We start from the raw sequence: 25,405 nt of genomic DNA, 5'->3' as shown, positions 1-25,405 counted from the left end.
GCACGGATGGATGGCGCCGCCGCAACATGCGATCGGGAAAGGCAATGGGGCCGAACCAGTCCACGCGCCAAAGGTCCCCGCTTTTAGGAAACGCGTTTATGCGAACCATGTGGCTCTGATTGTGTCGTCAAACCGACGCCATGTACTGCGGAACCGCCTGGCCGCAGCGGTTGTGCCGCTCACTAAGACTTCCGCTATTGCTATGCCCTGCTATGACGGAAGTACAGGTAAACCAGTCCAATCGGTGCAATGAAGATTGCGAAAGCCCAGCAAATCAGCATCGTGGTGAACTTGGCAAACAGCATCACGATCGCGTTCACGAAGAAGATGTTGCTACCGAGGATGAAACCCATCACGCCTTCGTACACGAACCGGGCATATGGATAGAGGAACGTGTTGACAATAAAGAATAGAACGACTGGGAAGGGAGCCGGTTTTCCAGCGTGGCTTACAAAGAAAAAGAAGAACGCGGGAAAGATCAACCCGAACAGGAAGTGGCGGAAGTAGTAAGGACGAGATAGCCCACCGAAAGTCTTGGCGAAGATAGATTGCATTTTCTGTGTGGTTGGTCGGGTACAAATGCGGATTCAAGTTGGTCGCAGGGGCATGGCTCAGATCGCGGTCAAACGCAATCGCGAGCGTGCCTGGATGTCAATGAAACGACATTAATCGACCGTGCTGCACCCTTCTCTAGTTGGGGGCGCCACTTACGCGAAATCAGGTCACTGCAATAGCGCGTGCAAGCTGCACGCTGGGCAGCAGTTGCAGTAGACGGTCTCAGGCGCTGAGGGGGGGCATCACCTTTGCACAGTACCGAAATTTCGTGCCTCTAATATCAGATATAAAGGCCATGATGGCTGGGTCTTCCTCTCTTTGTTATCGCGTCGGTAATCGCTGCCTTTGCCAAGGTTTCCATACTAAGGTGGGGTGCACATTGGCATTTTTCGGCTTACATTTTTGAGCGTGACACTGACCGCGTGGTCACTTCCAGTCCCATCATGCCTCTGAGAAAGCAATTGAACGCAGATAAGCTAGTTGATGAGTACCCAGATCCCTATCCTGAGCTGCCAGTCGAGCGTGGCCCGCATGGGCGTGGGGTTGGTAGGTGGGTTCCGGATGAGAAGCACCTCTACCTCAAACAGTATCTTCATGCCACGCGTAAGGCCCAGGCGAAGTTCAAGCAGCGGGTACTGATTGATCCATTCTGCGGTCCTGGTCGCATTCAAGTTGTTGGCGAATCCTTTACCCGTAGTGGCGGCTCGGTAGTGGCGTACCGTCAATCCGCCGCCTCTGGCGCGCCCTTCACACGTGTCCTGATCGGCGACATCGAAGCGGAGCGAGTGCGAGCAAATCAGTTGCGCCTTGGTGCCGCCGGCGCCGCTGTACAGGGCTTCGTTGGGGCTGCGACTGACACAGTCGATGCCATGATCAAGGCAGTTCCGTTCGGAGCGCTTGCTTTGGCCTACATCGACCCTTACAACCTGGAGCACTTGTCGTTCTCAATCATCGAGCGCCTATCCAAACTGCAGCACGTGGATTTCGCCATCCACTTCAGTCTGATGGATCTAACGCGCAATATTGATATGGAGCTGGATCCCCAGCGGGATCGGTTCGACCATGCTCTGCCTGGCTGGAGGTCCAGGGTGCCTACCGATGGGTTGTCCAAGGCCAGCTTGCCGGGGTGGTTCTTCAACGCATGGTGTGACGCGGTGCGGGGCCTGGGTTTCAAGGTCAGTGTTCAGATGCCGAAGATTACCGATGGTAACGGGCGGATCATCTATCGAATGGTGTTCCTGTCCCGGCACGAGTTACCAGACCGCATTTGGGATGACATTGCTCGCAGTCCCAACCTGAACCTGTTCGATTCCTGATCGGGTGTCTATATCTGCTTCGTTGATCTGACGGGCGCGGCTACCGCCGCGTCCGATTATTTTTCTTGATTAGTGGACGATTGGCCACCAAAATAACGAAATGGCTCGAACCAACAATGACCAGGCGCATTTGCGCCGACTTCGCGACACCTATGCGCAGATGGGGTGCGTGCCCTCGTACAGCCAGATCGCCAAAGCGCTTGGTTTCAAGGCGAAGAATGCAGCTTTCAAACTGACGCAGCGGCTGATTGCCTCCGGCCATCTGATGAAGTCTGTGGGCGGGCGCTTGGCACCAGGTCCCGCCTTTTTCACGCTGGAGTTGAGCGACGATGAAGTGCGAGCAGGCTTTGGCGCGGATGGCGACGCTACGGGCCTTGTGCAAGCGCAGGCTCTCGATCAACTGTTGATGGCGAAGCCTTCGAAGACGGTGCTGGTGAAGGTGCGCGGCGATTCAATGCTGAACGTAGGGATCCTGAGTGGCGACGTGGCCGTGGTTGAGACGAGTTCGCAGGCTTTGACTGGCGACATCGTGGTGGCCGAAATCGACGGTAGCCAGACCATCAAGGAATTCAGGAATGATCGGGGCCAGCCGCGCCTTGTGTCGCACGGGATGGACGGCAAGACGGTGACTCCCGAGAAGACCCTGAACATCATCGGTGTCGTCAGGGGGATTGTCCGAAGTTACAGGCCGCAGTTGGCCGGTGGGGCTAAGATAAAAAAACAGGGAATATCTCGATGACAACCATCAGCAAGATTGAGTGGACTGAGCAAACCTGGAACCCGACAGTCGGGTGCACCAAGATCTCGCCCGGGTGCAAGCATTGCTATGCGGAGGCCATGGCCAAGCGTCTGAAAGCAATGGGGACGCCTGGCTATGAGAACGGCTTTGCGCTCACTCTTTTGCCTGAGCGCTTCAACGACCCGATCAAACGCAAGAAGCCGACAGTTTATTTTGTAAACTCCATGTCGGATCTGTTCCACGAGCGGGTGCCGGACGCGTATATCGACAAAGTATTCGAAGTTATTGCACAAACACCGCACCATACATATCAAATACTTACCAAACGAGCCGCTCGGATGGCGCGCTATTTCCGGAAGCGTTCAGTGCCGACGAATGCGTGGCTTGGAGTCTCTGTCGAGGACCGGAAGTACGGCGTTCCCCGTATCGACTACCTACGCCAAGTGCCCGCGACCATCCGGTTCCTATCAGTTGAACCGCTACTGGCCGATGTTGGTGAGCTCAACTTGACGGACATTCATTGGGTGATTGTGGGTGGTGAGTCTGGCCCGAAGGCGCGCCCAATGAAGATGGAATGGGCAGAGGCCGTTCGGGCACAATGCCAGGAGCAGGGAGTAGCCTTTTTCTTCAAGCAGTGGGGCGGATGGGGCGCAGACGGAAAAAAACGGGCGAAGGCGGCCAACGGCCGCGAATTAAATGGCCGGACCTGGGACGAAATGCCCGTCACCGTCATCGAGCGCATGGCATCTTCCTGAGAGGCATTGATGCGCACTTGATTTTGCGAGGTCGCGGGCGCACATTGATAGGCAGGGGTCACAAGAGCGCTGCCACTCAATGCCACACTACACATGGGTCTGGGGAAGTCCGCCGCCGCTGCTTAAGCGACACAGCGAGGTCAAGCATGCGCTCCTGCGCAACTACTTGATCGACTATTTCCTTACGCTGGTGCCGCTGCCGCACCAGGACAAGATCCAACTGACCATCGTTGATGGCTTCTGTGGTGGTGGGCTCTATCTCAACGAGGATGGCCAGGAAGTTCCGGGTTCACCTCTTGTCATTCTTGAGGCCATACGCGAGGCCGAAACGCTCCTGAATGTTCGGCAGGAGCGTCGCAAGCCGATCCTGATCGACGTCGAACTCATCTGCGTTGACGCCAAGATGCGGTCGTTGGACTATCTTAGGCGTTTGCTGGAAGAGCGCGGGTACGGAGCCGCACTCGCCAACGGTAAGGTGCGCTTGGTCAAAGGCGAATTTGTCGATCATTGCGGCGCGGCCATTCAACGGTGCCATGATCGAAGCCGCCGTTCAGGGCGAGCGTTGTTTGTTCTTGATCAGTACGGCTATTCCGACGTGCCGATGCACTGTTTGCGCGATATTTTTGCCAAGCTCAAGCACGCCGAGGTGATCCTCACCTTTTATGTTGATGCGCTGATCAAGTACTTGAATGAGCGCAACCTAGCGGCCTTCCAAAAGGCCACAGGCGTCAGTACATCGGTGCGGGCGTCCGAGCTCGATGAGATCAAGCAGTCGCCACGCTGGCGCGTACATCTCCAGTCCTCGCTCTACCAGAATCTCACCGATCAATGCTCGGCCCAGTTTTACACGCCGTTCTTTATTCGCCCTGAGCGCGGGCACGGAGATTTCTGGTTGCTGCATCTCTCGCAGCATTGGAAAGCTCGGGATGTGATGGCCTCCACGCACTGGCAGCACAACAACCATTTCTCTCACTATGGGGACGCCGGCTTCCACATGTTCAGCACGGGCTACATCAGCAAGATCGACGATGAGCACAAGCTGCAGGCAGGATTTGATTTCAGCGAAGTGGCGGCAGCAGTGAGCAAAGAAACCATGCTCGAACAGATCCCCGAGATGTTGTTCGATGGCGCTGAGGGGATGACCTTCGAGCAGTTCTTCCTGAAGCTGATCAACACAACGCCTGCTACTCGCGAAATGGTGGAGGCCAGTCTGCTAGAGCTTCACCAAGGCGGTGAGATCGTCGTGGTCGATGAATCCGGCGCCCCCTCCAGGGCGCGCGTCAGCCTGAAGAGCGATCATGTTCTGCGCTTGCCGTCGCAGCGCTCCTTCTTGTTTTCTTGAGGGCGTCAAGGCTTGCTGGACGACACAGAAATGCTTTAGACCTGCAAGATCAGCCTCAGATCGAATGCGCCGTTTTCTGTGCTCCGCCCCTTGGGCGCATAGCCTCGCGGATTGCAGATGACCCGACATGCTCCGGCGCTGTAGTCAGAGCTCCCGTGCATATGGCCATGAATCCACAGATCGGCGAGTTTGATTACATCATCCATGTGGCTCGCATACGCCGGCGTGAGCGGGTCATCTTGAAATCTCGGGGACACACTGCGCGCAGATGGAGCATGATGAGTGACGACCACTCGTCTGCACTGTGACGGGGTCATCAACTCTGTGGTCAGCCACTCGCGTGCGGCGTGGTGCATTTGAGCTGTGTCCTGTGGCTGCAGCTTTCTGAACACTCCGCGCGATTCGAAGCGAATGGCTCCGGTGAAGTCGGTCATGCCCCGAGCAGCGTAGCTCTCGGCAGCACGCACTTTTTCTTCTGCACCACCGTACAGCGCGAAGTCTGTCCAGAGTGTGGCGCCCAAGAATTCCACGTCCCCGATCGTGATCTTGTCCGTGTCGAGAAGGTGGACGTTCGGCGTCGCGGCGCACGCCGCACGCAGATCTCGAAGCACTCGACTGTGCTCACCTTTGTAGAATTCGTGGTTGCCGGGTACGTAGATAACCGGTAGGCCGCGGCTCTGGGTTTCAATCCAAGGCATTCCGCGCTTGCCCAGATGAATGTCGCCGGCAAGCACGACCACATCTACGTCGGTCGTGTCGATGTCGAGGGTGGAGAATTCGAGATGAAGGTCACTTAGAACGAGGAGATTCATGCTGTCCAGCAACGTCTGGGCTTCCTTCTTGGGCGCTGTCGCTTGGGCCAGCGTCAATTTTCGATTGCTGGCTTGGTTGGCGCTGGATGTAAGCCGGTGCGATGCCTCGCTTTTCGAGGCGACGCACTGCCTTGGCAACTGCTGCGTTCGCGCGTTCCAGGAATGTGCCGCTGGTCATGAATCGGCCGAGTTTGTCTGCCGGCATGGCTTGCTCCATTTGTCGTGCCCCAAGAGTACTCCCTCCACGCTTTCGCGGCCGAGCGTGCCGTTCAACGAGTTGACCCTGCTCGGGCTGCCTTCCAGCAGCGCAAGTCGTTGGACATCAGCGGATTCAATGCCGCCACGCCCTAGGCTCGCTCGCCCGTTTGGCCGTACGCTGCGAAGCCGATCGCCAGCCGCGCAGCGCGCCGCGGCACCTTGAGCACGGCGACGGCCTTTCCGGAGGCCATTGCTGTCGCAAACGCGTCCTGCACCAGGCGATGCGTTGCGCGCAGATCGACATCACTTCTCTCTGACAAGGCTTCTGCCGCACTGGCGTCCAGTTCAATGCGTTTGCCGGTAGCCCGCTGCAGCCGACGAACTTCCGCCAAGATGAGCTGCAGCCGTTGCTCGGGCTCGGGTGCCGGGATGTCGAATACCTCTACGCGACTCAGTAGAGGCGCAGGCACAGCGTCGGGATCGTTCGCTGTCAGGACATAGATGATTCGGCTGGCGTCAAATGTCATGCGGAAAAACGCGTCTTGGAACGCGCTCGCTGTTCCCGACTCAAGTAGATCCAGCAGTACTGGCGTAACCGGGTAGCGGCCATCGCTGCCAATTTTGTCCACTTCGTCCAGGATAAGGACAGGTGTCGCCGACTTACCGCCGGCAAGCATCTCAACAATCATCCCTGGCCGAGCATGGTGCCAGGCGCTATCGCTGCCCGTCAGTTGGAAGCTTGCTTGGGCACTTCCAGCAGACCACTTTCGCATCGGCACATTCAAAATCTCCGCCAACTTCAGCGCGAAGTGTGTTTTGCCGACGCCAGGTTGCCCTGTCAGCAGGATCGGCCGAACGCGAAAGTCCTTCGCCCGCATAGCGCTCATAAGCGTGAGGTCAATTCTCAACTTTTGAATTGGCTCGCGCAGGTTGCCAAACAACGTCAGCGCTGTTTCGAGCTTCTTCAATGCCGAGCGGGCACGCGGTAACGCTCTATAGCCGTCATTGGTCCGGGCTTGCTCCAATAACAACTGTGCGTACCGCTGTTGGTTGCGGTCGACACCTTGCAAGTTCTCGCTGGCCAGCGCTAGCGCTGCGGGCCCAAACACTTGAATATGCTTGAGCCTCGCTCGACGAGTCGCCGGTGCTTGCGCTGCCGACGCAACTGAGGATGGTTCCTCAACAGTGAATCCGGGGATCTCCTCTTTGGGTTCCTTGTCTTGCCGGGCGGCGGCTAGAGCTGAACGCATGTCCGAGGGGATGAGCAACCGCCATGTTGCGGCGCTGCGTAGTGCTGCGAGATCGCCTAAGGGCAAAAACCCGGGCGGATGCTCTGAGGGGTGCTCGGGAGCGGACATGATGTTTCTCCATACGCGAACTGGCTGCGAGAAGCCGCAGTTGTCGAACCGGGTAGTGCCGGGACCGAAAAGGGCTGGGGATCAGCCGACTATTCGCGTACGGGTTCGTTCGAGAGGAACGAACGCGAGGCTGCCCGAACCGACCGCATGGGTCGATTGGTGACGCTGAATGTCTGCGGCAGCCATGGAGATTTGGGAGGTGTGATGGGTTCGTATTGCTACGTTGTTCGACCATACAACACCGGCTCGGTTAGGGCTATCCGGTGAAGTAACGAGGCGTGGGGAAAGTGATGGCTAAGCGGCTTCGGCGTGCACGTGTGCCGTATGGAGAATTGTGCGACGCATCATTTGTGGGTCTGGAATGAACTCGAGGAATGGCCTTGCTGAGGGGATTTCATGGGAAACACGCAATCTCCAGCTTCGATATTTTGCAGGCTACTTCGCTATTTTGAAGTTTCCTTCGCTACGTCGACATCACCCTGGCCATCGAGATCAGCAATACCGCGGCGCATCTCTGGCCCGAGCTGGACGGTCGCGACATCGCCCAGGCGAACGGCGATGCCTGCATCGCTTGTCGTCAGTGGAATCTGGCGGAAGTCATCGAGCGTCTTCAAGTAGCCGCTTGCGCGAACCATGTACTCCGCCTCGCCCAGTTCCAGCACCGAGCCGCCGGTCTCCTGGTTGGCGCCCTTGAGCGCCGCCAGCACCTTGGCTTGGGACAGGTTGTAGGCGCGTAACCGGTCCGGCATCAGGACGACCTGGAACTGCTTGACCATCCCACCAAGCGATGCCACCTCGGCCACATTAGGCAGCGATTTGAGCTCGAAGCGCAGGAACCAGTCCTGCAGTGCGCGCAATTGGCTGAGGTCGTGCTGGCCGGTCTTGTCCACCAGTGCGTACTCGTAGATCCAGCCCACGCCGGTCGCGTCCGGGCCCAGCGCCGGCTTGGCGGCGGCCGGCAGGCGGGATTGCACTTGGTTCAGGTATTCCAGCACGCGTGAGCGGGCCCAATACAGGTCCGTGCCATCCTCGAACAACACGTAGACGAAGGAATCTCCGAAGAACGAATAGCCGCGCACCGTCTTGGCGCCGGGCACCGACAGCATGGTGGTGGTCAGCGGATAGGTGACCTGGTTCTCCACGATCTGTGGCGCCTGACCGGGGAATGGCGTGCGGATGATGACCTGCACGTCTGAAAGATCGGGCAGCGCATCGAGCGGCGTGCTACGCACGGCCCACAATCCCCACGCGGTCAGCATCAGCGTCGCCAGCAGGATCAGGAAGCGGTTGCGGATGGACGCCAGAATCAGCCGGGCGATCATGGCTTGCCTCCCTGATCCGTGCTGGCGGACGCGACCGAGGACAGGACCGCCATGCCATCCTTGTCTAGGTGGAAGCGGAACCGCACCCGGTCGCCCGACTTCAGGCCTTTTGGCAGACCTGCCGGCGGCGCCGCGAAGTCCATCGTCATGGCGCCCCACTGGATCGACGGAATCGGCCCGTGCGAGATCGTCAGGCCTCCACCCGTGACGGCCTCGATGCGGCCGACGCCTTCGTGCTCGGTGGTGGCTGCTGCGGGCGCGGAGGCCGCAGCCGGTGCCGCCATGCGCTCGGTGGTGCCGCGCAGGCTGGCTTCCGAATCGATCAGGAACTGGCCGGAGGTGACCACTTTCTGACCAGCCTTGAGGCCCGCCAGGATTTCGACCATGCCGGCGGCCTCGCGGCCGGTCTTGATCTCCGTGGCCACAAAGCCGGCCTGGCCTTCATCGACCATGACAATGCTGCGCTGACCAGTACGGATGACGGCCTCCAACGGGATGGTAAGCACGTCCTGCTGCTCGCCACTGTCGAAGCGGACCGTGGCAAACATGCCCGGCAACAGGTGTCGGCCCTTGTTGGGCAGGACAATGCGCACCTTGATGGTCCGCGTTGCCGGGTTGACGTCGGGCAACACGGTGTCGACCTTGCCGATCAGCGGCTCGGCTGCCCCGGTCGGCAGCACCTTGACCGCCAGGCCGGGCGAGATGGTGCGAGCCTGGCCTTCCGGCACCTCGGCAACCACCCAGACCTGGCTCAAGTCGGCCAGGCGGAACAGCGTCATGCCGGGGGAGACCGTCATCCCGTCACGCACCGCGACCTCGGTCACGATGCCATCGATGGGGCTCGCGATTCCCACGCTGGGCTGCAGCCGGCCGGATGCCTCGACCGCACTGACCTGGCCCGGCGTCATGCCGGCCTGCAGCATGCGCGCCTTGGCCGCACCGGCGAGATCGGCCTGACCGTGTGCCGACTGACGCAACACAGCCAGATACTCTTCCTGCGCCGCCACCCAGTCCGGCGAATACAGCGTCACCAGTGCCTGCCCACGCCGCACGGGGTCAAGCGTCGCCCTGACCGCGACGTGCTGGACGAAGGCGTTTGTGCGCGCCTGGATTACTTGCACGCTGCGCTCGTCGATGGCGATGTTGCCGGGCGCCTCCAGTACCGCGCTCAACCGGCCGGCTTTGACTTCGGCCGTGCGGATGCCGAGGTTTTGCGCGACACGGCTATCGACCGTGATGCCGCTGGCACCGCTATCCCCGTCCGCATAGACCGGCACCAACTGCATGTCCATGAAAGGGGATTTGCCCGGCTTGTCGAAACGTTGCCCGGGCACCATGGGGTCGTGCCAGTACAGCACCTTCTTTCCGGTCTTGGGATCGATGCCGCCGGATGCCGTGCTGGCCGGCATCGACGATGGTGCCGACCGGGCACCCTGCGTGACGCCGACCCGGTAGGCGCCATAGATCGCGGTCCCGACAAGAACGAGCCCCACAGCCGTGGCGATGATCTGTTTTTTCATTTGCGTTCCTTGATGGCGGACTCGGTCTGCGCGGTGGGCAGCGGAACTAGGAAGGTCAGGTCCGCCCACAGCTTGGCCGTCTTGGCTTCCAGTGCGAGTCGCTCCAATTCCGTGTCGATGGCGCGATGATTGGCTTCAGCCACGGCCAGCAGCGATCCGGTATTGGCCCGATACGCCGTCAAGGCCGCCTCCGCCTGTGCGTTGGCGAGCGGCAAGGTTTGTTGGTCGTAGCGCTTGAGCCGTTCGGTATTGCGCTGCAACTCGGCCAGCTTGGCGCCGACCATGGCCTGGGTATCGCGCCGGATGATTTCGGACTTGGCGCGCGCTGCCTGGGCCTGCGCCAGCCTAGCCGCGACTTCGCGGTCCTGCCGGTTGCCCTGGTCCCAAGGCAGCGGAAAGCTGATGTTCACGGAACCCATGTTTGAGAACGCAGAGCCGCGCTGGCTATACATGAACTCGACCGTGACATCCGGCTTCTTGGCTTGCGCAGCGGCCCGGATCTCGCTCTCTGCTAGCCCTACCTCACGCTGCGCGGCGGTGATCTCAGGCACGGTATCCAACTCACCGCGCGCCAACCGCTCGACCGGCGGGGGAACGTCCAGGCGCGGCGGCTCGGAGAGCGGGCGGGTGGCGGCCGGGCCGATCCAGCGTTCCAGTGCCACGGCACTGGCCGTCACGGCGGCGCGGTTTTCGTCCAGGCGGTCCTGCAGTTTCTGGATTTCCAGTTCCATCGCCAGCACGTCGGCGCGCGTGCCCCGTCCACTGCGATACGCGGCGGTTGCCGCTTGCAACGCGAGTTCCAGTGGATGTCCATGGTGGCCCAGCAAGGCCCCCGTTTGCTCGGCATACCAGCGGTCCAGCCATGCGCCGACGGCGTTGCGCTGCACGTTGGCCAAGGCGACCGCGCGCTGCGCTTCGGCGGCGTCGGCTTCCGCTTCGAAGCGTGCCGCCTTGGCGCGGCGCTTGTCCGCACGCGTGAATTCCTGCATCACGCTGATGGAGCGCATGGTCATGAAATCCCGGCTGACCGAGAACTGGTCCGGGCCATTGACCGGCACGTTGTTGATGCCGAGCTTGAGTACGGGGTCCGGCAACTGGCCGGCGGCGACCGCCATTTGGGTCGCGGCGTCGATGGTGCCGCGCGAGGATTCGGCGTCGCCGGCATGCACGGTGGCAAGCGCAACGGTTTCCTCAACAGAAAGCGGAGGAACAGATTGCGAGGTCGCGGCATGCGACATCGCGATGCCGAAGGCAGGCGCGCAAAGCAACGCCAGCGTCAGGCGACGTGGAAAAAGCATAAAGCCTCCATGAACGACGACAGCTACCCCAGTCTAGAGAGGGCAGCACCGGATGACGTCGATCTGAAGGCTACGTTTGGAAACTGCAGTGAAGAATGGCCAGTGGCGGCGGTGGCGCGCGCGCTGTCACTTGAGCGCGCAGCACGGTGCGGAGATTGGCAAAAGCCACGGTGGCCGGTTCGATGACGCCCGTCAGCACCGGCAAGAATACCGGCAGTTGCGGTGCGACATGGTCGGCGCTCTTGGAGTCAGCCTGGCAGTGAGCCTGGCAAAGCGCGCCGTTGTCCATGTCCTGGCTGCTGCCCTGATCGGTCCCGCTGGCCATGTCGGCGCAGGATTCGGTCGGGGCGGCCTTCATGTTGTCGCTGCCCACTTGGTATCGGCTGCCGGCACAAGCGTACGCCGCCGCTGCCAGTTGGACTGACAGGAAGACCAGCAGGAGGATGCCAGCGAAGAAAGGATGCCGGCGCAGCGTGTGACGCAAGGGTTCTTTGCAGTGGCAGGATTTTCGCAAGGATACCGTGTTTTGCTCGCAATGCAACTGCGCGGAAAACAGGATCAGACGCCCGCATGGGCGTCGGGCAAAAGGACGATTGCGACGTCCTTGACCTTCCCACTTGGGAAGGGTGTACCGTGAAATCGTGAAGATTTGGGCACGCGCCGGTTCCGTGAAAGATGCCACGAACACCGGATACCGAAGGTGCCATGCGCACAGGAAGCGAGGAGCACGCCATGAATATCGGACAAGCCGCGAGCGTCTCCGGCGTCTCGGCCAAGATGATCCGCTACTACGAAAGTATTGGCCTGGTCGCTTCGGCTGCCCGGAGCGAGGGCAACTACCGGATGTATCGTGAAATCGACATCCACACCCTGCGCTTCATCGGGCGTGCGCGGGCCTTGGGTTTCTCCATGGAGCAGATTCGAGAGCTGCTCGGGTTGTGGCAAAACAAGCGGCGCGCGAGCGTGGCGGTGAAGGCCATCGCGTTGCAGCGCATTCAGGAACTGGACGCCCGGATTGCCGCGGTCAGCGGCATGCGGGACACCCTGCTGTATCTGGCGCAGCATTGTGATGGCGACGATCGACCTGCTTGCCCGATCTTGGAGGCGATCAGCAGCGCAGCCCCACGGCAATTGCCCGCACCGCAGGCCACAAGGCATTGAGGCTGCGCGAAAATGAGCAACCAACAACCGCATCCGCATATGTCATCCGCCGCGCCCGGGCACGACGGCGAGCCGGAACGTGCACAAGCTGGAGGCCACCCGCATGCCACGGCGACGCGACTGACGCTCGTGACCGCCACGGAGGAACGGGACCCGGTGTGCGGTATGACGGTCAAGCCCAATACGCCGTACCAGTCAAGCTACGCGGGGACCCGATACAGCTTCTGTGGTGCAGCATGTCAGCGGAAGTTCGAGGCGGACCCCACGCGGTACACGCATCCACATGTCGCCTCCGCTGTGGACGATGCCAACGCGGCGCCGGACACCGTTTACACCTGCCCCATGCACCCCGAGATCCGCCAGGATCATCCCGGGAGTTGCCCGAAGTGCGGCATGGCGCTTGAGCCGGCGATGCCGAGTCTTGAAGCGGATGAGAATCCCGAACTCGCGGCGTTCCGCCGGCGCTTCTGGTGGAGCTTGCCGCTGACGATCGCTGTCGTAGCGCTGGTAATGCTGGGGGGGCGTGTCGCTGGCGTGGCCCCGGCGGCGCAAGGCTGGGTGGAGTTTGCCTTGTCCGCGCCCGTAGTCTTGTGGGCCGGCTTCCCCATCTATGCCCGGTGCCTGCAATCGTTCCGCAACCGCAGCCCGAACATGTGGACTCTGATCGGGCTGGGCACCGGTGCGGCCTTCATATACAGCGTTGCGGCCACTGTTGCGCCCGAGCTGTTTCCCCGCAGCTTTGTTGTGCATGGCCGCATTGCGGTCTACTTCGAAGCCGCCGCCGTCATCATTTCACTGACGCTGCTGGGCCAGATCTTCGAATTGAAGGCACGTTCGCAGACTTCGGCCGCCATCAAGTCGCTGCTCGGTCTGGCGCCAAAAACGGCGCGCCGCCTCAATCCTGACGGCAGCGAAGAGGATATCCCGCTCACGCACGTACATGTCGGCGACCTGCTGCGGATTCGCCCCGGCGAAAAGGTGCCAACCGATGGCATCGTGACCGAAGGAGCAAGCGCCATCGACGAATCGATGATCACCGGCGAGCCGTTGCCTGTTTCCAAGCATGCTGGCGACCATGTGATCGGCGCCACACTCAATACGTCGGGCAGCCTGGTCATGCGTTCGGAAAAGGTCGGCGCACAGACAGTGCTGTCGCAGATCGTGCAGATGGTGGCCCAGGCCCAGCGCTCGAAGGCGCCCATGCAGCGCATGGCGGACCAGGTGGCGGGGGTATTCGTACTGGTGGTGGTAGCGATTGCCGTGCTTGCCTTCTTCGGCTGGGGATTTTTCGGCCCCGAGCCGAGCTGGGTCTTTGGACTGGTCAATGCCGTGGCCGTGTTGATCATCGCCTGTCCATGCGCGCTGGGGCTGGCTACGCCAATGTCGATCATGGTGGCGAGCGGCAAGGCCGCGACCCAGGGCATCCTGTTCCGGGATGCGGCGGCCATCGAGCATTTCCGCAAGGTTGACACTCTCATCGTCGACAAGACCGGCACGTTGACCGAGGGCCGTCCGGTCTTCGAGCGGGCATTGGCCGTCGATTCGCTCGATGAGACCACGGTGCTTCGTCTGGCGGCGAGTCTCGATCAGGGCAGTGAACACCCGCTGGCAGCCACCATTGTTGCGGCGGCGCGTGAGCGTGGCCTGACGTTAGGCAAGGCCGAACATTTCGCATCGGACGCGGGTATGGGCGTGCGGGGCCGGGTTGACGGTCACCAACTGATACTCGGCAATGCCTCCCTGATGCGTCGGGAGCAAGTCGCCATTGAATCACATGCGTTGCGGGCAAATGTGCTTGGTCAGTACGGCGCCAGTGTCATGTACCTGGCCGTTGACCGGAAATTGGCGGGGCTGCTGACGGTCTCGGACCCGGTCAAGGCCAGCACTCCCGAAGCGCTTGCGGCGCTCAAAGCGGCCGGGATTCGCGTGGTGATGGCAAGTGGCGACAGCATCGCGACAGCGCGAGCCGTGGCCGGCCCTCTTGGCATTAACGAGGTTCACGGCGAGGTCAAACCGGCTGACAAGCTGGCACTGGTCGCAAAACTCCAGAGCGAGGGCCACGTAGTGGCCATGGCTGGCGACGGCATCAACGATGCACCGGCACTGGCCAAAGCCGACGTCGGCATCGCCATGGGGACTGGAACCGATGTGGCGATGCACAGCGCCCAGGTCACGCTGGTCAAGGGCGACCTGCGCGGCCTTGCACGCGCGCGGGAACTGTCGCAAGCCACGATTGCCAATATGAAACAGAACCTGGGATTTGCGTTCGTCTACAACGCGCTGGGCATCCCACTGGCCGCAGGGGCGCTGTACCCGTTCACGGGGTGGCTGCTGTCACCGATGATTGCGGCCTTGGCCATGAGCTTGAGCTCGGTGTCGGTGATCTCCAATGCGCTTCGATTGAGGACACAAGTGCCTTAGGCGCAGCATTTTGGATGAACATCATGTCCACCGCCTACCGGCCTCCATTCGCGCCCGTCTTGTGGTCAAGTTTTGGCAGGCCTAGACTGAACGCACCTGTTTGCAGGGATACATGAAGCATCGCCATTCCCCCCTCGCGCAGTTGCTTGCGCTCGCGTTGCTCGCGACGGTGTTGTTCACGCGCGTGGCGATTGCGGGATACGTTTGCCCGCCCGAGGCAGGGGCCATAGTGGACGCCTCGGCGATGGCTGTTTCCGTCGTGAACTGCCAGGACATGGACGATGCGCAGCCTGCGCTCTGCGCGGACCATCGGCACGATGGCCGCCATTGGGCGGATGCCAACGGCCATGCGCCTGATCTTGGCATGCTGCCCGCCGCAATCGGGCTCGTGCATGTTCTTCCTCCGACTCCATACGCCGGACCGGCTTACCCGAAGGCCTATCGGCCCACTGCAGTACCTGGGCCCATCTACCTCGCAACAGCGCGCTTGCGAATCTGATCCTCCCCACACGCGGCGACCCATTGCCGCGAGCCTTGATTTCAGCCGCCTCCCGGCGGGATGTCTGCGGATTCCCGTCTGGATCGGGCCCGAAGGAAACCTTGTGTGGGGAAGACCATCATGCATTCCGTTCTCAGAATCGCCGCATCTCTTTTGTTCGGTGTCGCCGCTAGCGCCGCCTTCGCGGGTCCCAACTGGGACGCCATCAACAGTGCACGCGCGGCTGCAAAGCATTCTGCCGCCGTTTCCGGCACCGCGTCGAGCAAAGAGGCGATGCAGAAGCAGTGCGCTGAAATGATGAAATCGACGGATGCCCGTCCGATGGACGGCGTCAGCCCGAAGGGCGCTCCCGAGGCGAAATGAGCGCGTGCGCTTCGGCCTGATGGCCGGGCCGCCCATATCGACGCCACCGGCTCCTGGAGTTAAGCCGCTTGATCTTGCGGCACATGGCATCGGCGGCGAACAGCTTCAAGCTCAATCGAATATGGAGATCGACATGAAGACGAGATCACACGTGGCCGCAACGCTTGTGCTTGCCCTACTTGGGGCCGGTGGCTGGAGCGTGGCAGCCAGCCCTAGCCGTGGCGCCGACGGCACCAAATCGGGGTCACCAGACCCCATGCATTCCATGATGATGAGCCACATGATGGACAGCGGCATGATGGGCGGTTGTCCGATGATGGGGCAACTGCCGCCCGGCAACGAGAAGCTCTCGATGCAGATGCACGGCGAGATGATGCAGGCGATGGGAGAAATTCTGCGCAAGTACGCGGACAATATCCAGACACCCTCGTCGAAATGACGGTGGCCGGCCGTATCGAGAACCACCGAGTACCACAGGAGTACCGCTATGAAATGCAATACGAGAACCATGGCCGCTGTGGGCGCTGCCCTGGTGGCGATCCTGGCGATCGCCTATACCGTTTTCCCGTCAGTTCGTGCCTTCGTGCTGGGCATTGGCCCCTACCTGTTGATTCTGGTCTGCCCGCTATCGATGTGGCTGATGATGAAAGGCATGCAAGGTCAAGACGACCAGCGGCGTTCGACAACCGACGACACGCCTGAGCGGAAGCAGCCGTTTCGGATCGAAAAGTGAATCGTGGCGCGGTGCAGGCACGTATCACAGATGCGAGCACCGCCACGAGCACGCCAAGGACAGGAGGTGGCGTGATGGGCGAACTATCGACATGGAAGGTGGTCTGGATCGTCCTGGCCGTCGTCGGCGCCATCGCGATCCTCGGGGGATTGGGCATGCTGGCGATGCACCGTTGCATGACAGGCAGTTGGACGTGCTGCCAACAGACTAGCCATACCGTTGGTTGGGTTGGGCCGACTGCGTTGGAAGCTGGAAGCTCACAGGACTCGAGGACACGCGACGTTCAGCACGCGTGATAGCGCCGCTGATGGCTTCCTGGACGTGCAGGACTTGAAGACATCGAGAGCGTAACGAAAACTGGCGCAGCAGCCGGGGTATCAAGGAGACGGTCATGAGCATCAAATGGGTGATTGCCATTGTTCCCACCGAACTGCTGGAGCAGCTAGAAAGGAAGCTTGCGACCGTCCACGCCCCGGACCTGACGATCACAAGGGTCAAGGGGTATGGCGAGTACAAGAATTTCTTTTCCAGCGACCTGACCAGCGTGCATACCAAGGTTGAAATTTTCGCGGACGAGGCCGACGTCGAGGCCATCACCAACGCCATCGTCGAGGTCGGAAAGTCGACGGTGCCGGGTGCCGGGATCGTGGCGGCTGTTCCCGTCGAGAAGCTCTTGCACCTTCACATCGAGTCCAAGTGATGTGACAGGCAGTACTCACGTGCGCAGCCCCCAGCCTGCGGTACTCCACCACACGTCCAGGCACGTTCACCATTGCAAAACGTTTATACCAAGATGACATTTCTGTCATCTTTGGTTGCGGCGATGCTTTCCGGTCTACGCTGGTGCCGAAATCTGGAGCCTCCGGACAACCGGTGGCTCCAACCGTTCGAATCGCACTCAGGGCGCCATGCCGAACTATCGTGTCAGCTTTCAAGAACCATCAAATCATGCACGGTCCCCGCTCGTTGGCGTGGCGGACAAGTGCACTTGCGACGTTGGGAACGATGGCAGCAGTAGTCGTCCAATCGGTCTTTGCGGGCTCAGGACAGATCGCAGCGACCCCAAGTCTCACCTGGGCTCTCATCTGGGCGCTGATCCTGCCGCTGATTGTGGGTATGTGCACCCATCGTCTGGTCTCGCGCAGCCTGTCGCCAATGCGGTGCCTCGCAGCCAAGGGCGATCAGACAGCCTTTGGGATTGTTCATCTTTCGCTGTCGGGAAGCATACCGACCGAAGTTCAACCGTTGGTCGATGCCTTGCGCGACGTTTCGTCGAAGCACGAAGAGACCGTGGCGGCTGTGCGCTCGATTTACACCGATCTCAATCACGACTTGCGCACTCCGCTGCATACTCTCGCCTTGCAAACAGAAGTGACATTGATTGCCCCTCGCAGCGCCGAAGAATATGAGGCCTTGTTGCGCTCGAACCTGGAGGAGTTTGCGCGGCTAGCGACTGCTACCGACAGGACGCTGCAGGCGCTACGCGAGCTCGCGCTGCGGCGCCATGAATCGTGACGATGCGACTCGCGCGCACGGACACCGGAGCCAAGCGCCGCTCGGCGCTCTACATGACAAGATTGTAATAAGGTCGTCATGAGCGTGCGGGTGCCGTCTCCGTAGACTGCTCACACGGTCAACCACGGTGGTTGACCACTGACACGGAGAACAAAGCCATGAAGACCACGTCCAAGATTGCAGTTGCCGGCATCCTGCTGTTTGCTTCGACGATGCCTTCGTTTGCGGCCGGCATCGGCACCCAGGTGAACTCGGTTCTCGAGAACGCTCGCGCCCAGGGCCCGCGCGACCCGTACACCGATGGTGGCCGTGCGCAGTCGCGTGATCCGTACACCGACGGCCAGAGTGTCACGCAGCGGGACGTCTATACCGGCGGCGCGAACGTTGCACAACGCGACGTCTACACCAACGGGCTGTAACTCAGTCATTGGAATTGACGATCGCTGATGCTTTCAAAGGCCGGCGACTCGCCAATCGCAGCGGGTCCCGCAGGGCAGCCCCTGGTCCTCCATACTGAAGCGCTACAAAACTACGGATGTAAACGCATGAGTCTGCTCAAGCGATTGTTCGGCGGTCACCACGGTGGCCACCGCCCGAACGGCGGTCACCACGGCAGACGCCATGGTGACGCTCACGACCGCGCCCAGGCGGGGATCCCCTCGAATCCTTGGCCCACCACTTGTCTCGGGTGTGGCTCGATTGCATCTCAGCGCGCCCAGTTTTGTCCGCAGTGCGGCAAGTCACTGGCTGGGGTGGTGTGCGGCCAATGCGGGAGCGCGGCCCAGCCGGGCGCAAAATTTTGTGCCGAATGCGGCACCGCGCTGTAGCGCCGACCTCGTCGTGCACTGCGCGGCTCTCTCCGACAAGCAGGCCTTTTGGTCTCGGTCGTAGCCGCCGGATTCGCTCCCGGATGCAGTCTTGTGTTGGGCGCGCGCGCCGCTAGACCTCGCCCTGTCATCATCCGTATCCCGCTCTTCGAGTAAACTGACGCGCAAATTCGTAAAGCGGTGCCATTTGCGCGCGCCAGCCAACACTTCTTCAGCCATTCATGCGGCGGTTCTGCTTGATCCTGCTTTTGTTGATCCTGCCATTCCAGTTCAACTGGGCGGTAGCGGCCGCCTATTGCCAGCATGAAGAGGCCAGCCAATCCAAGTGGCATTTCGGCCACCACGAGCACCACCATCAATCCAGCACAAAAGCGGGGCATGACAAGAAGGCCGTGATCGATACGGACTGCGGCGTATGTCATCTGGTCTCCGCTGCGATGGCCTGCGGTCAGCCGCTTCGCCTCGACACGGTCGATCGCGCCCAGACGCCGCCCGTTTCACATGCGTTGAAACTGACCTCATCTAGCACCCGCGCACCGGATCGCCCCCAGTGGCGCCGTCTCACATAGACGGCGAGACCCACTGAGCCTGCGTCTCGCCGAATTCCCACGGTTTGTATCCTGGTGCAATTCGATGCGACGACTATTTTTGCCGCTTGGGCTAGCGGCTGTTGTGATCAGCCCATCTTTTGCTGCGAATTCCAACGCGGCACCCCTTGTTTCTTCCGGCACAGTACTGGAGGCTCCTGGTCCTTTGACGCTTGAGCGCGCCATGGAATTGGCGAGTGCAGGTAACTTCACGCTTTCTGCTGCGCAGAAAGAAGTCGATGCCAATGAAGGTGCGGTCATGCAGGCACGCACCATTCCCAACCCCGAAGTGGCCGCGACCATGGAGGACACGCGCTCGGAGTCGCGCACGACGACCGGACAGCTCAATATTCCTGTGGAGCTGGGCGGCAAGCGTTCGGCGCGTATCGTCGCGGCCGAAAAAGGCCGGGAACTCGCGCAAGCGCAACTGGCGACAACGCGGGCCGAACTGCGATCCAACGTGATTCGCGGCTTCTTTGAAGTGCTGGTTGCCCAGGAACGGGTCAAGCTCGCGCAGGCCTCGGCGGACTTGGCCGCCAAGGGCGCGCAGGCAGCAACGCGCAGAGTGGCAGCGGGCAAGATCTCGCCGGTCGAAGAAACCAAGGCAAAGGTCGAGCAAGCCAACGCCGAACTCGAACTCGACAACGCCAACGCCGAACTGCGTTCCGCACGGGCCTCGCTTGCAGCGCTCTGGGGCAACGCCACGCCGCAGTTCTCCGCGGCGCAGGGTAGCCTCGACGCGCTGCCGTCACGGCCCGGTCTCACGGAGCTGCTGACCGAGCTCGACCACTCGCCGCTCGTATTGGCCGACCAGGTCGAGCTGGATCGCCGGCAAGCCCTGGTGGGCGTGGAGCGCAGCCGCCAATACCCCGATGTGACCGTCAGCGTGGGGGCCAAGCGCGACAACAGCGCGAATCGCAATATGGCGGTATTGGGCGTATCGATTCCGCTGCCCTTGTTCGATCGCAATCAAGGCAACCTGTACGAGGCCATCCGGCGTGCCGACAAGGCGCAGGACGAGGTGCTGGCTAATCGCATCCGGCTGGCAAATGAGATGCAGCAAGCGTCGAACGAGTTGACGGTCTCTCGTCGCTCCGCGCAGACGCTCAAAGAGACGATCCTGCCGGCCGCCGAGCAAGCCTATAGCGCAGCGGCACGGGGCTTCGAAGCCGGGAAGTTCAATTTTCTGGATGTGCTGGACGCACAAAGAACGTTGTTCCAAGCACGTATCCGTTATCTCGACGTGTTGGCGAAGGTCTATCAATCCGTGACGACCATCGACCGCCTGTTAGGCCGCTAACTCAGAATCCGAACCATGTCTATCACGAATAAGCAGAAGACTGCGATCGCAGCTCTAGTGGCTGCTGGCCTGATCGCCACCGGCACCGTTCTATTGTTGGGGCCCTCGACAGAGGGCAATGAGTCCGCTCGCGAGGCGGCCGAACACGCAGAGTCCGCCGGTCACCAGGACCGCGAACACCACGGCGAGCCGTCGAAGGACAAGCATGAAGACACGGCAGCACATGGCGACCAGGAGCACCATGACGCGCCGAAGAAGGGTCCACACGGCGGCAATGTCTACGCTGCTGGCAACGCTACCGTCGAGTTCGGCATGGCCGAGGACGGTGGGGAGCCCAAGCTAAGGCTGTGGGTCGTCCGAGACGGTAAGCCTTTGGTTGCCAATATCTCGGCCACTGGTGCCATCAAGCGAGCGGCGGGCGAATCGACGCCGATCAACTTCATGGCTGGGAAGGACAGTCTGGAGAGCGAGGCCGCTATTGCCGAGCCCCACGTGTTTGACGCGACCGCGTCCGTCACGTTGCCGGGCGTTCAGAAACCGATGACGGTCGCCTTCTCCAAGGAGGAGGGCAAGATCGAATTGACCGTCGACCAGGTCGCCAAAGCCGGCGTGGGTGTGGAAGTCGCAGGCGCTGCAGCCGTCCAGTCGGGCGTGCAATTCCCGGGAGAAATCCGCTTCAATGAAGACCGTACGGCGCATGTGGTACCGCGCCTTGCGGGGGTTGTCGAGCGTGTCCCCGCCAATATAGGCGAGCAGGTCAAGAGCGGACAGGTGCTGGCGGTCATTGCGAGCACTGCACTGTCCGAGCAACGCAGCGAGCTGCTTGCCGCCCAGAAGCGCTTGAACCTGGCTCAGACGACCTACGCGCGCGAGAAGCGCCTGTGGGAAGAGAAGATCTCCGCTGAGCAGGACTACCTGCAGGCCCAGACTGCACTGCAAGAGGCGCAAATCGCCGTGCAGAACGCGCAGCAAAAGCTGGTTGCGATCGGGGCCGCACCGGCCACGACGGCCCTGAACCGATTCGAGCTGCGTGCACCATTCGACGGCATGGTGGTGGAGAAGCATCTGGCAATCGGCGAAGCCGTCAAGGAGGATGCGAACGTCTTCACGATTTCTGACCTGTCCTCCGTGTGGGCCGAGTTCGTGATGGCGGCCAAGGATCTGGGCAATGTTCGCGTCGGTCAGCAAGTCACGATCAGTTCGACTGCCTTCGACAGCAAGGCGACCGGCACGGTGTCCTATGTGGGCTCTCTGCTTGGTGAGCAGACGCGCACGGCAAAGGCGCGCGTCACGCTGGCGAACCCCGACATTGCTTGGCGCCCAGGCCTGTTCGTGACGGTGCAGGTTTTAGGGCCAGCCGTTCAAGTCCCTGTTGCAGTCAGGGCGGATGCGATCCAGGAGGTCAATGGCAAGCCGGCAGTGTTCGTTGCGGTGCCGGGCGGTTTCGTCGCCCAGCCGGTCAAGACCGGGCGCTCCACTGGCAAGGTGGTGGAGATCACGGAAGGCCTGAGCGCCGGCGCGCGCTATGCCACCGCGAACAGCTTCGTCCTCAAAGCCGAACTCGGCAAGGCTAGCGCCGAGCATGAGCACTGACACGGAGACGGGCATGTTCGAACGCATCATCCGGTTTGCCATTGAGCAACGTTGGCTCGTCATCCTCGCCGTGCTCGGGATGGCGGCGCTCGGCGTCTACAACTACGGGAAGCTTCCCATCGACGCGGTGCCTGACATCACCAACGTCCAGGTGCAGATCAATACCGCGGCGCCCGGGTATTCTCCGCTGGAGACCGAGCAGCGGATTACCTACCCCATCGAGACCGTGATGGCCGGCTTGCCGGGGCTCGAGCAAACGCGCTCGCTGTCCCGGTACGGCCTGTCCCAGGTGACAGTGATCTTCAAGGACGGCACGGACATCTACTTCGCCCGCCAACTGGTGAACCAGCGGATCCAGGAGGCCAAGGAACGGCTGCCCGGCGGGGTCACGCCCGCCATGGGTCCAATCTCCACGGGGCTGGGGGAAATCTACCTGTGGACCGTCGAAGCGGAAGACGGCGCTCGCAAGCCCGACGGTGCAGCCTACACGCCCACCGACCTGCGGGAAATTCAGGATTGGGTGGTCAAGCCGCAACTGCGCAACGTGACCGGTGTGACCGAAATCAATTCGATTGGCGGCTACGCCAAGGAGTACTTGGTTGCGCCCAGCCTGGAACGGCTGGCTTCCTACGGGCTGACGCTCACGGATCTGGTGAGCGCACTCGACAAGAACAACAGCAATGTCGGCGCCGGCTACATCGAGCGCCGCGGCGAGCAGTACCTCGTACGCGCCCCTGGACAGGTCAAATCGCTCGACGATATACGCGACGTCATCGTGGGCACGGCGCAAGGGCAGCCCATTCGCATCCGCGACGTCGCCGATGTTGACATCGGACGGGAGCTGCGCACCGGTGCCGCCACGGAGAACGGCAAGGAGGTCGTGCTGGGTACAGTGTTCATGCTGATCGGCGAGAACAGTCGGGCGGTATCCCAGGCCGTCGACAAGAAAATGGCGGAGATCAATCGTACGCTGCCCGCCGGCGTCAAGGCGGTGACTGTGTACGATCGGACCGTGCTGGTCGACAAGGCGATCGCGACGGTCAAGAAGAATCTGCTCGAAGGCGCGATCCTCGTTATCGCCATTCTTTTTCTGTTCCTGGGCAACATCCGCGCCGCTGTCATCACGGCGATGGTTATCCCGCTGGCGATGCTGTTCACGTTCACCGGCATGGTCAGCTACAAGATCAGTGCGAACCTGATGAGTCTGGGGGCGCTGGATTTCGGCATCATCATCGATGGTGCCGTGGTGATCGTCGAGAACTGCGTGCGTCGCCTGGCGCACGCCCAGGAGCACCACAAGCGAGAGCTGACCCGCAGCGAGCGCTTCCACGAGGTGTTCGCAGCAGCGCGGGAAGCGCGGCGACCGCTGCTCTTCGGCCAGTTCATCATCATGATCGTGTACCTGCCGATCTTTGCCCTGACTGGCGTGGAGGGCAAGATGTTCCACCCCATGGCGTTCACGGTGGTATTGGCGTTGCTTGCAGCCATGGTGTTGTCCATGACGTTCGTGCCGGCTGCGGTCGCCCTGTTCATCGGGCGCAAGGTGGCGGAGAAGGAAAACCGGCTGATGGAGTGGGCCAGGCATCGCTATCAGCCGATGCTCGACGCGTCATTGGCCAACACGCCCATCGTGCTGACTTTTGCGTGCATTGCGATCGTCTTCTGCCTGGCCGTGGCATCCCGGTTAGGAAGCGAGTTCGTGCCGAATCTGAACGAAGGCGACATCGCTATCCAATCACTGCGCATCCCCGGAACGAGCCTGTCTCAATCGCTGGAGATGCAAAAGCAAGTCGAGTCGACGCTCAAGGCCAAGTTCCCCGAGATCGAGCGCATCTTCGCCCGTACCGGGACGGCGGAAATCGCCTCCGACCCGATGCCGCCCAACATCTCGGACGGCTACATCATGCTCAAACCGCAGGCGCAGTGGCCCAAGCCAAAGAAGACAAAAGAGGAGCTGCTCAGTGCGATTCAGGCGGAAGCTGAGAGGATTCCCGGCAACAACTACGAGTTCTCGCAGCCGATCCAGCTGCGTTTCAACGAGTTGATCTCCGGCGTTCGCTCCGATGTGGCGATTAAGATTTTCGGCGACGACAACGATGTGCTCAATGAAACCGCCGGCAAGGTTGCGGCGGTATTGCAAGGCATACAGGGCGCTACGGAAGTCAAGATCGAACAGACCACGGGGCTTCCCATGCTGTCGGTCAACATCGATCGTCAAAAGGCGGCCCGGTATGGATTGAACATGAGCGATGTGCAGGATGCGGTTGCGATTGCGATCGGCGGGAAGGAGGCAGGCACATTCTTCCAGGGCGACCGACGGTTCGACATTCTGGTGCGCCTGCCCGATACCGTGCGGGGTGACTTGGAGGCGTTGCGTCGCTTGCCGGTGCCACTACCAAAAAGCGCTGCTGGCGAGTCGAAGACGACCTACATCCCCTTGAGTGAAGTGGCCTCGCTCGACTTGGCCCCCGGGCCAAATCAGGTGTCGCGCGAGAATGGCAAGCGCCGCATCGTCATCAGCGCCAATGTGCGAGGCCGGGACATTGGGTCGTTCGTTCCGGAGGCCGAGGCCGCAATTGAGCGGCAAGTCAAGATTCCCACGGGGTACTGGATAACCTGGGGCGGTACGTTCGAGCAATTGCAGTCCGCAACGACGCGGCTGCAGATCGTCGTGCCGGTTGCGTTGCTGCTCGTGTTCGTCCTACTCTTTGGGATGTTCAACAGCGTGAAAGACGGGCTTCTCGTGTTCACCGGCATTCCGTTTGCGTTGACCGGCGGTATTCTCGCGTTGTGGTTGCGAGGCATACCGCTCTCCATTTCGGCAGCGGTCGGCTTTATCGCGCTCTCCGGTGTCGCGGTGCTCAACGGTCTGGTGTTGCTGTCGTTCATCCGATCGTTGCGCGAAGAAGGCCAATCGCTTGATACCGCGATCCGCACCGGGGCCCTCACGCGCTTGCGGCCCGTGTTGATGACAGCGCTGGTCGCCTCGCTTGGCTTCGTCCCGATGGCCATTGCGACTGGAACGGGAGCCGAGGTGCAACGACCGCTGGCCACCGTGGTCATTGGGGGGATTCTGTCTTCGACGGCACTGACCCTGCTGGTATTACCGGTCCTCTATCGCCTGGCGCACCGCAAGGACGAAGCCGAGGACATGGAGCGGACGGGCGAGATGGCACCGCGGTCCGCCTGAC

The 25,405-nt window shown here is 61.2% G+C and carries 24 protein-coding genes and 1 pseudogene; 18 read left to right on the top strand and 7 right to left on the bottom strand.

Annotated features, from left to right (window positions below):
• Positions 1-200 precede the first annotated feature (200 nt).
• Complete coding sequence (locus tag DOD19_RS26975; protein ID WP_004637049.1) at positions 201-554, bottom strand: hypothetical protein; 354 nt, start codon at positions 552-554, stop codon at positions 201-203.
• 462 nt (positions 555-1,016) lie between these two features.
• Here DOD19_RS26975 and tcmP point away from each other — a divergent pair, with 462 nt between their 5' ends.
• The 4 genes from tcmP to DOD19_RS26955 all read left to right on the top strand — a co-directional run bounded on the left by tcmP (position 1,017) and on the right by DOD19_RS26955 (position 4,707).
• The gene (tcmP, locus tag DOD19_RS26970; RefSeq protein WP_239498121.1) at positions 1,017-1,871 is read left to right on the top strand and encodes a three-Cys-motif partner protein TcmP; all 855 of its coding nucleotides are present in this window, start codon (positions 1,017-1,019) and stop codon (positions 1,869-1,871) included.
• Between the two features lie 100 nt (positions 1,872-1,971).
• A complete protein-coding gene (locus tag DOD19_RS26965; protein ID WP_112189072.1) occupies positions 1,972-2,610 on the top strand; it encodes a S24 family peptidase in 639 nt (212 codons plus the stop codon).
• Entirely contained in the window at positions 2,607-3,365 is a 759-nt protein-coding gene (locus DOD19_RS26960) for a phage Gp37/Gp68 family protein (RefSeq protein WP_004637052.1), read from the top strand. The genes DOD19_RS26965 and DOD19_RS26960 overlap by 4 nt, the downstream gene beginning before the upstream one ends.
• Before the next feature lie 79 nt (positions 3,366-3,444).
• Positions 3,445-4,707, top strand: a complete 1,263-nt coding sequence (locus tag DOD19_RS26955; RefSeq protein WP_004637053.1) for a three-Cys-motif partner protein TcmP — start codon at positions 3,445-3,447, stop codon at positions 4,705-4,707.
• 35 nt (positions 4,708-4,742) lie between these two features.
• Here DOD19_RS26955 and DOD19_RS26950 read toward each other — a convergent pair whose 3' ends face one another.
• From DOD19_RS26950 to DOD19_RS26920, 6 genes and pseudogenes are all read right to left on the bottom strand, one after another.
• Positions 4,743-5,576, bottom strand: coding sequence for a metallophosphoesterase (locus tag DOD19_RS26950; protein ID WP_004637054.1), 834 nt, complete (start codon positions 5,574-5,576; stop codon positions 4,743-4,745).
• A 290-nt stretch (positions 5,577-5,866) separates the two neighbouring features.
• A complete protein-coding gene (locus tag DOD19_RS26940; RefSeq protein WP_112189071.1) occupies positions 5,867-7,075 on the bottom strand; it encodes an AAA family ATPase in 1,209 nt (402 codons plus the stop codon).
• A 470-nt stretch (positions 7,076-7,545) separates the two neighbouring features.
• A pseudogene (locus DOD19_RS26935) lies at positions 7,546-8,397 on the bottom strand (efflux RND transporter permease subunit); the annotation flags it as partial.
• A complete protein-coding gene (locus DOD19_RS26930) occupies positions 8,394-9,917 on the bottom strand; it encodes an efflux RND transporter periplasmic adaptor subunit (RefSeq protein WP_024979366.1) in 1,524 nt (507 codons plus the stop codon). The gene DOD19_RS26930 and the pseudogene DOD19_RS26935, both read right to left, overlap by 4 nt.
• Positions 9,914-11,215 carry a TolC family protein gene (locus tag DOD19_RS26925; protein WP_024979367.1) on the bottom strand — a complete coding sequence of 434 codons (1,302 nt, stop codon included), beginning with the start codon at positions 11,213-11,215 and terminating at the stop codon, positions 9,914-9,916. Before DOD19_RS26925 ends, DOD19_RS26930 begins: the two co-directional genes overlap by 4 nt.
• A gap of 70 nt (positions 11,216-11,285) precedes the next feature.
• Positions 11,286-11,699, bottom strand: a complete 414-nt coding sequence (locus DOD19_RS26920; protein WP_024979368.1) for a hypothetical protein — start codon at positions 11,697-11,699, stop codon at positions 11,286-11,288.
• 248 nt (positions 11,700-11,947) lie between these two features.
• On the opposite strand from DOD19_RS26920, the gene cueR reads away from it, so the two are divergent.
• From cueR to DOD19_RS26845, 14 genes are all read left to right on the top strand, one after another.
• Positions 11,948-12,376, top strand: a complete 429-nt coding sequence (gene cueR, locus DOD19_RS26915) for a Cu(I)-responsive transcriptional regulator (RefSeq protein WP_024979369.1) — start codon at positions 11,948-11,950, stop codon at positions 12,374-12,376.
• 12 nt (positions 12,377-12,388) lie between these two features.
• Positions 12,389-14,797 (top strand): heavy metal translocating P-type ATPase, encoded by a 2,409-nt coding sequence (locus DOD19_RS26910; RefSeq protein ID WP_024979370.1) that lies wholly within the window; start codon positions 12,389-12,391, stop codon positions 14,795-14,797.
• A 112-nt stretch (positions 14,798-14,909) separates the two neighbouring features.
• Positions 14,910-15,296 carry a hypothetical protein gene (locus tag DOD19_RS26905; protein WP_024979371.1) on the top strand — a complete coding sequence of 129 codons (387 nt, stop codon included), beginning with the start codon at positions 14,910-14,912 and terminating at the stop codon, positions 15,294-15,296.
• A gap of 105 nt (positions 15,297-15,401) precedes the next feature.
• On the top strand, positions 15,402-15,659 hold the full coding sequence (locus DOD19_RS26900; protein WP_024979372.1) for a hypothetical protein: 258 nt from the start codon (positions 15,402-15,404) through the stop codon (positions 15,657-15,659).
• Positions 15,660-15,663: 4 nt separating this feature from the next.
• Positions 15,664-16,098: a hypothetical protein gene (locus DOD19_RS26895; RefSeq protein WP_231973573.1), complete on the top strand. Its 435-nt coding sequence runs from the start codon at positions 15,664-15,666 to the stop codon at positions 16,096-16,098.
• Positions 16,099-16,146: 48 nt separating this feature from the next.
• Entirely contained in the window at positions 16,147-16,392 is a 246-nt protein-coding gene (locus DOD19_RS26890) for a DUF2933 domain-containing protein (RefSeq protein ID WP_024979374.1), read from the top strand.
• Positions 16,393-16,783: 391 nt separating this feature from the next.
• Positions 16,784-17,092 carry a P-II family nitrogen regulator gene (locus DOD19_RS26880; protein ID WP_009240715.1) on the top strand — a complete coding sequence of 103 codons (309 nt, stop codon included), beginning with the start codon at positions 16,784-16,786 and terminating at the stop codon, positions 17,090-17,092.
• A gap of 221 nt (positions 17,093-17,313) precedes the next feature.
• A complete protein-coding gene (locus tag DOD19_RS26875) occupies positions 17,314-17,907 on the top strand; it encodes a histidine kinase (protein WP_139181143.1) in 594 nt (197 codons plus the stop codon).
• Between the two features lie 158 nt (positions 17,908-18,065).
• Positions 18,066-18,326 (top strand): hypothetical protein, encoded by a 261-nt coding sequence (locus DOD19_RS26870; RefSeq protein ID WP_009240713.1) that lies wholly within the window; start codon positions 18,066-18,068, stop codon positions 18,324-18,326.
• A 27-nt stretch (positions 18,327-18,353) separates the two neighbouring features.
• Positions 18,354-18,734 carry a zinc ribbon domain-containing protein gene (locus DOD19_RS26865; RefSeq protein WP_316870965.1) on the top strand — a complete coding sequence of 127 codons (381 nt, stop codon included), beginning with the start codon at positions 18,354-18,356 and terminating at the stop codon, positions 18,732-18,734.
• 221 nt (positions 18,735-18,955) lie between these two features.
• Entirely contained in the window at positions 18,956-19,303 is a 348-nt protein-coding gene (gene czcI / locus DOD19_RS26860; protein WP_009240712.1) for a cation efflux protein, CzcI family, read from the top strand.
• A gap of 64 nt (positions 19,304-19,367) precedes the next feature.
• Positions 19,368-20,621, top strand: a complete 1,254-nt coding sequence (locus tag DOD19_RS26855; protein ID WP_024979375.1) for a TolC family protein — start codon at positions 19,368-19,370, stop codon at positions 20,619-20,621.
• Positions 20,622-20,636: 15 nt separating this feature from the next.
• Positions 20,637-22,214, top strand: a complete 1,578-nt coding sequence (locus DOD19_RS26850; RefSeq protein ID WP_024979376.1) for an efflux RND transporter periplasmic adaptor subunit — start codon at positions 20,637-20,639, stop codon at positions 22,212-22,214.
• Between the two features lie 13 nt (positions 22,215-22,227).
• A complete protein-coding gene (locus tag DOD19_RS26845) occupies positions 22,228-25,404 on the top strand; it encodes a CusA/CzcA family heavy metal efflux RND transporter (protein WP_024979377.1) in 3,177 nt (1,058 codons plus the stop codon).
• Position 25,405: the final 1 nt, after the last annotated feature.

Source organism: Ralstonia sp. GX3-BWBA, from assembly GCF_003290055.1.
In the GTDB taxonomy this organism is placed as follows: domain Bacteria; phylum Pseudomonadota; class Gammaproteobacteria; order Burkholderiales; family Burkholderiaceae; genus Ralstonia; species Ralstonia holmesii.
This window is presented reverse-complemented; position numbering and strand designations above follow the sequence as displayed.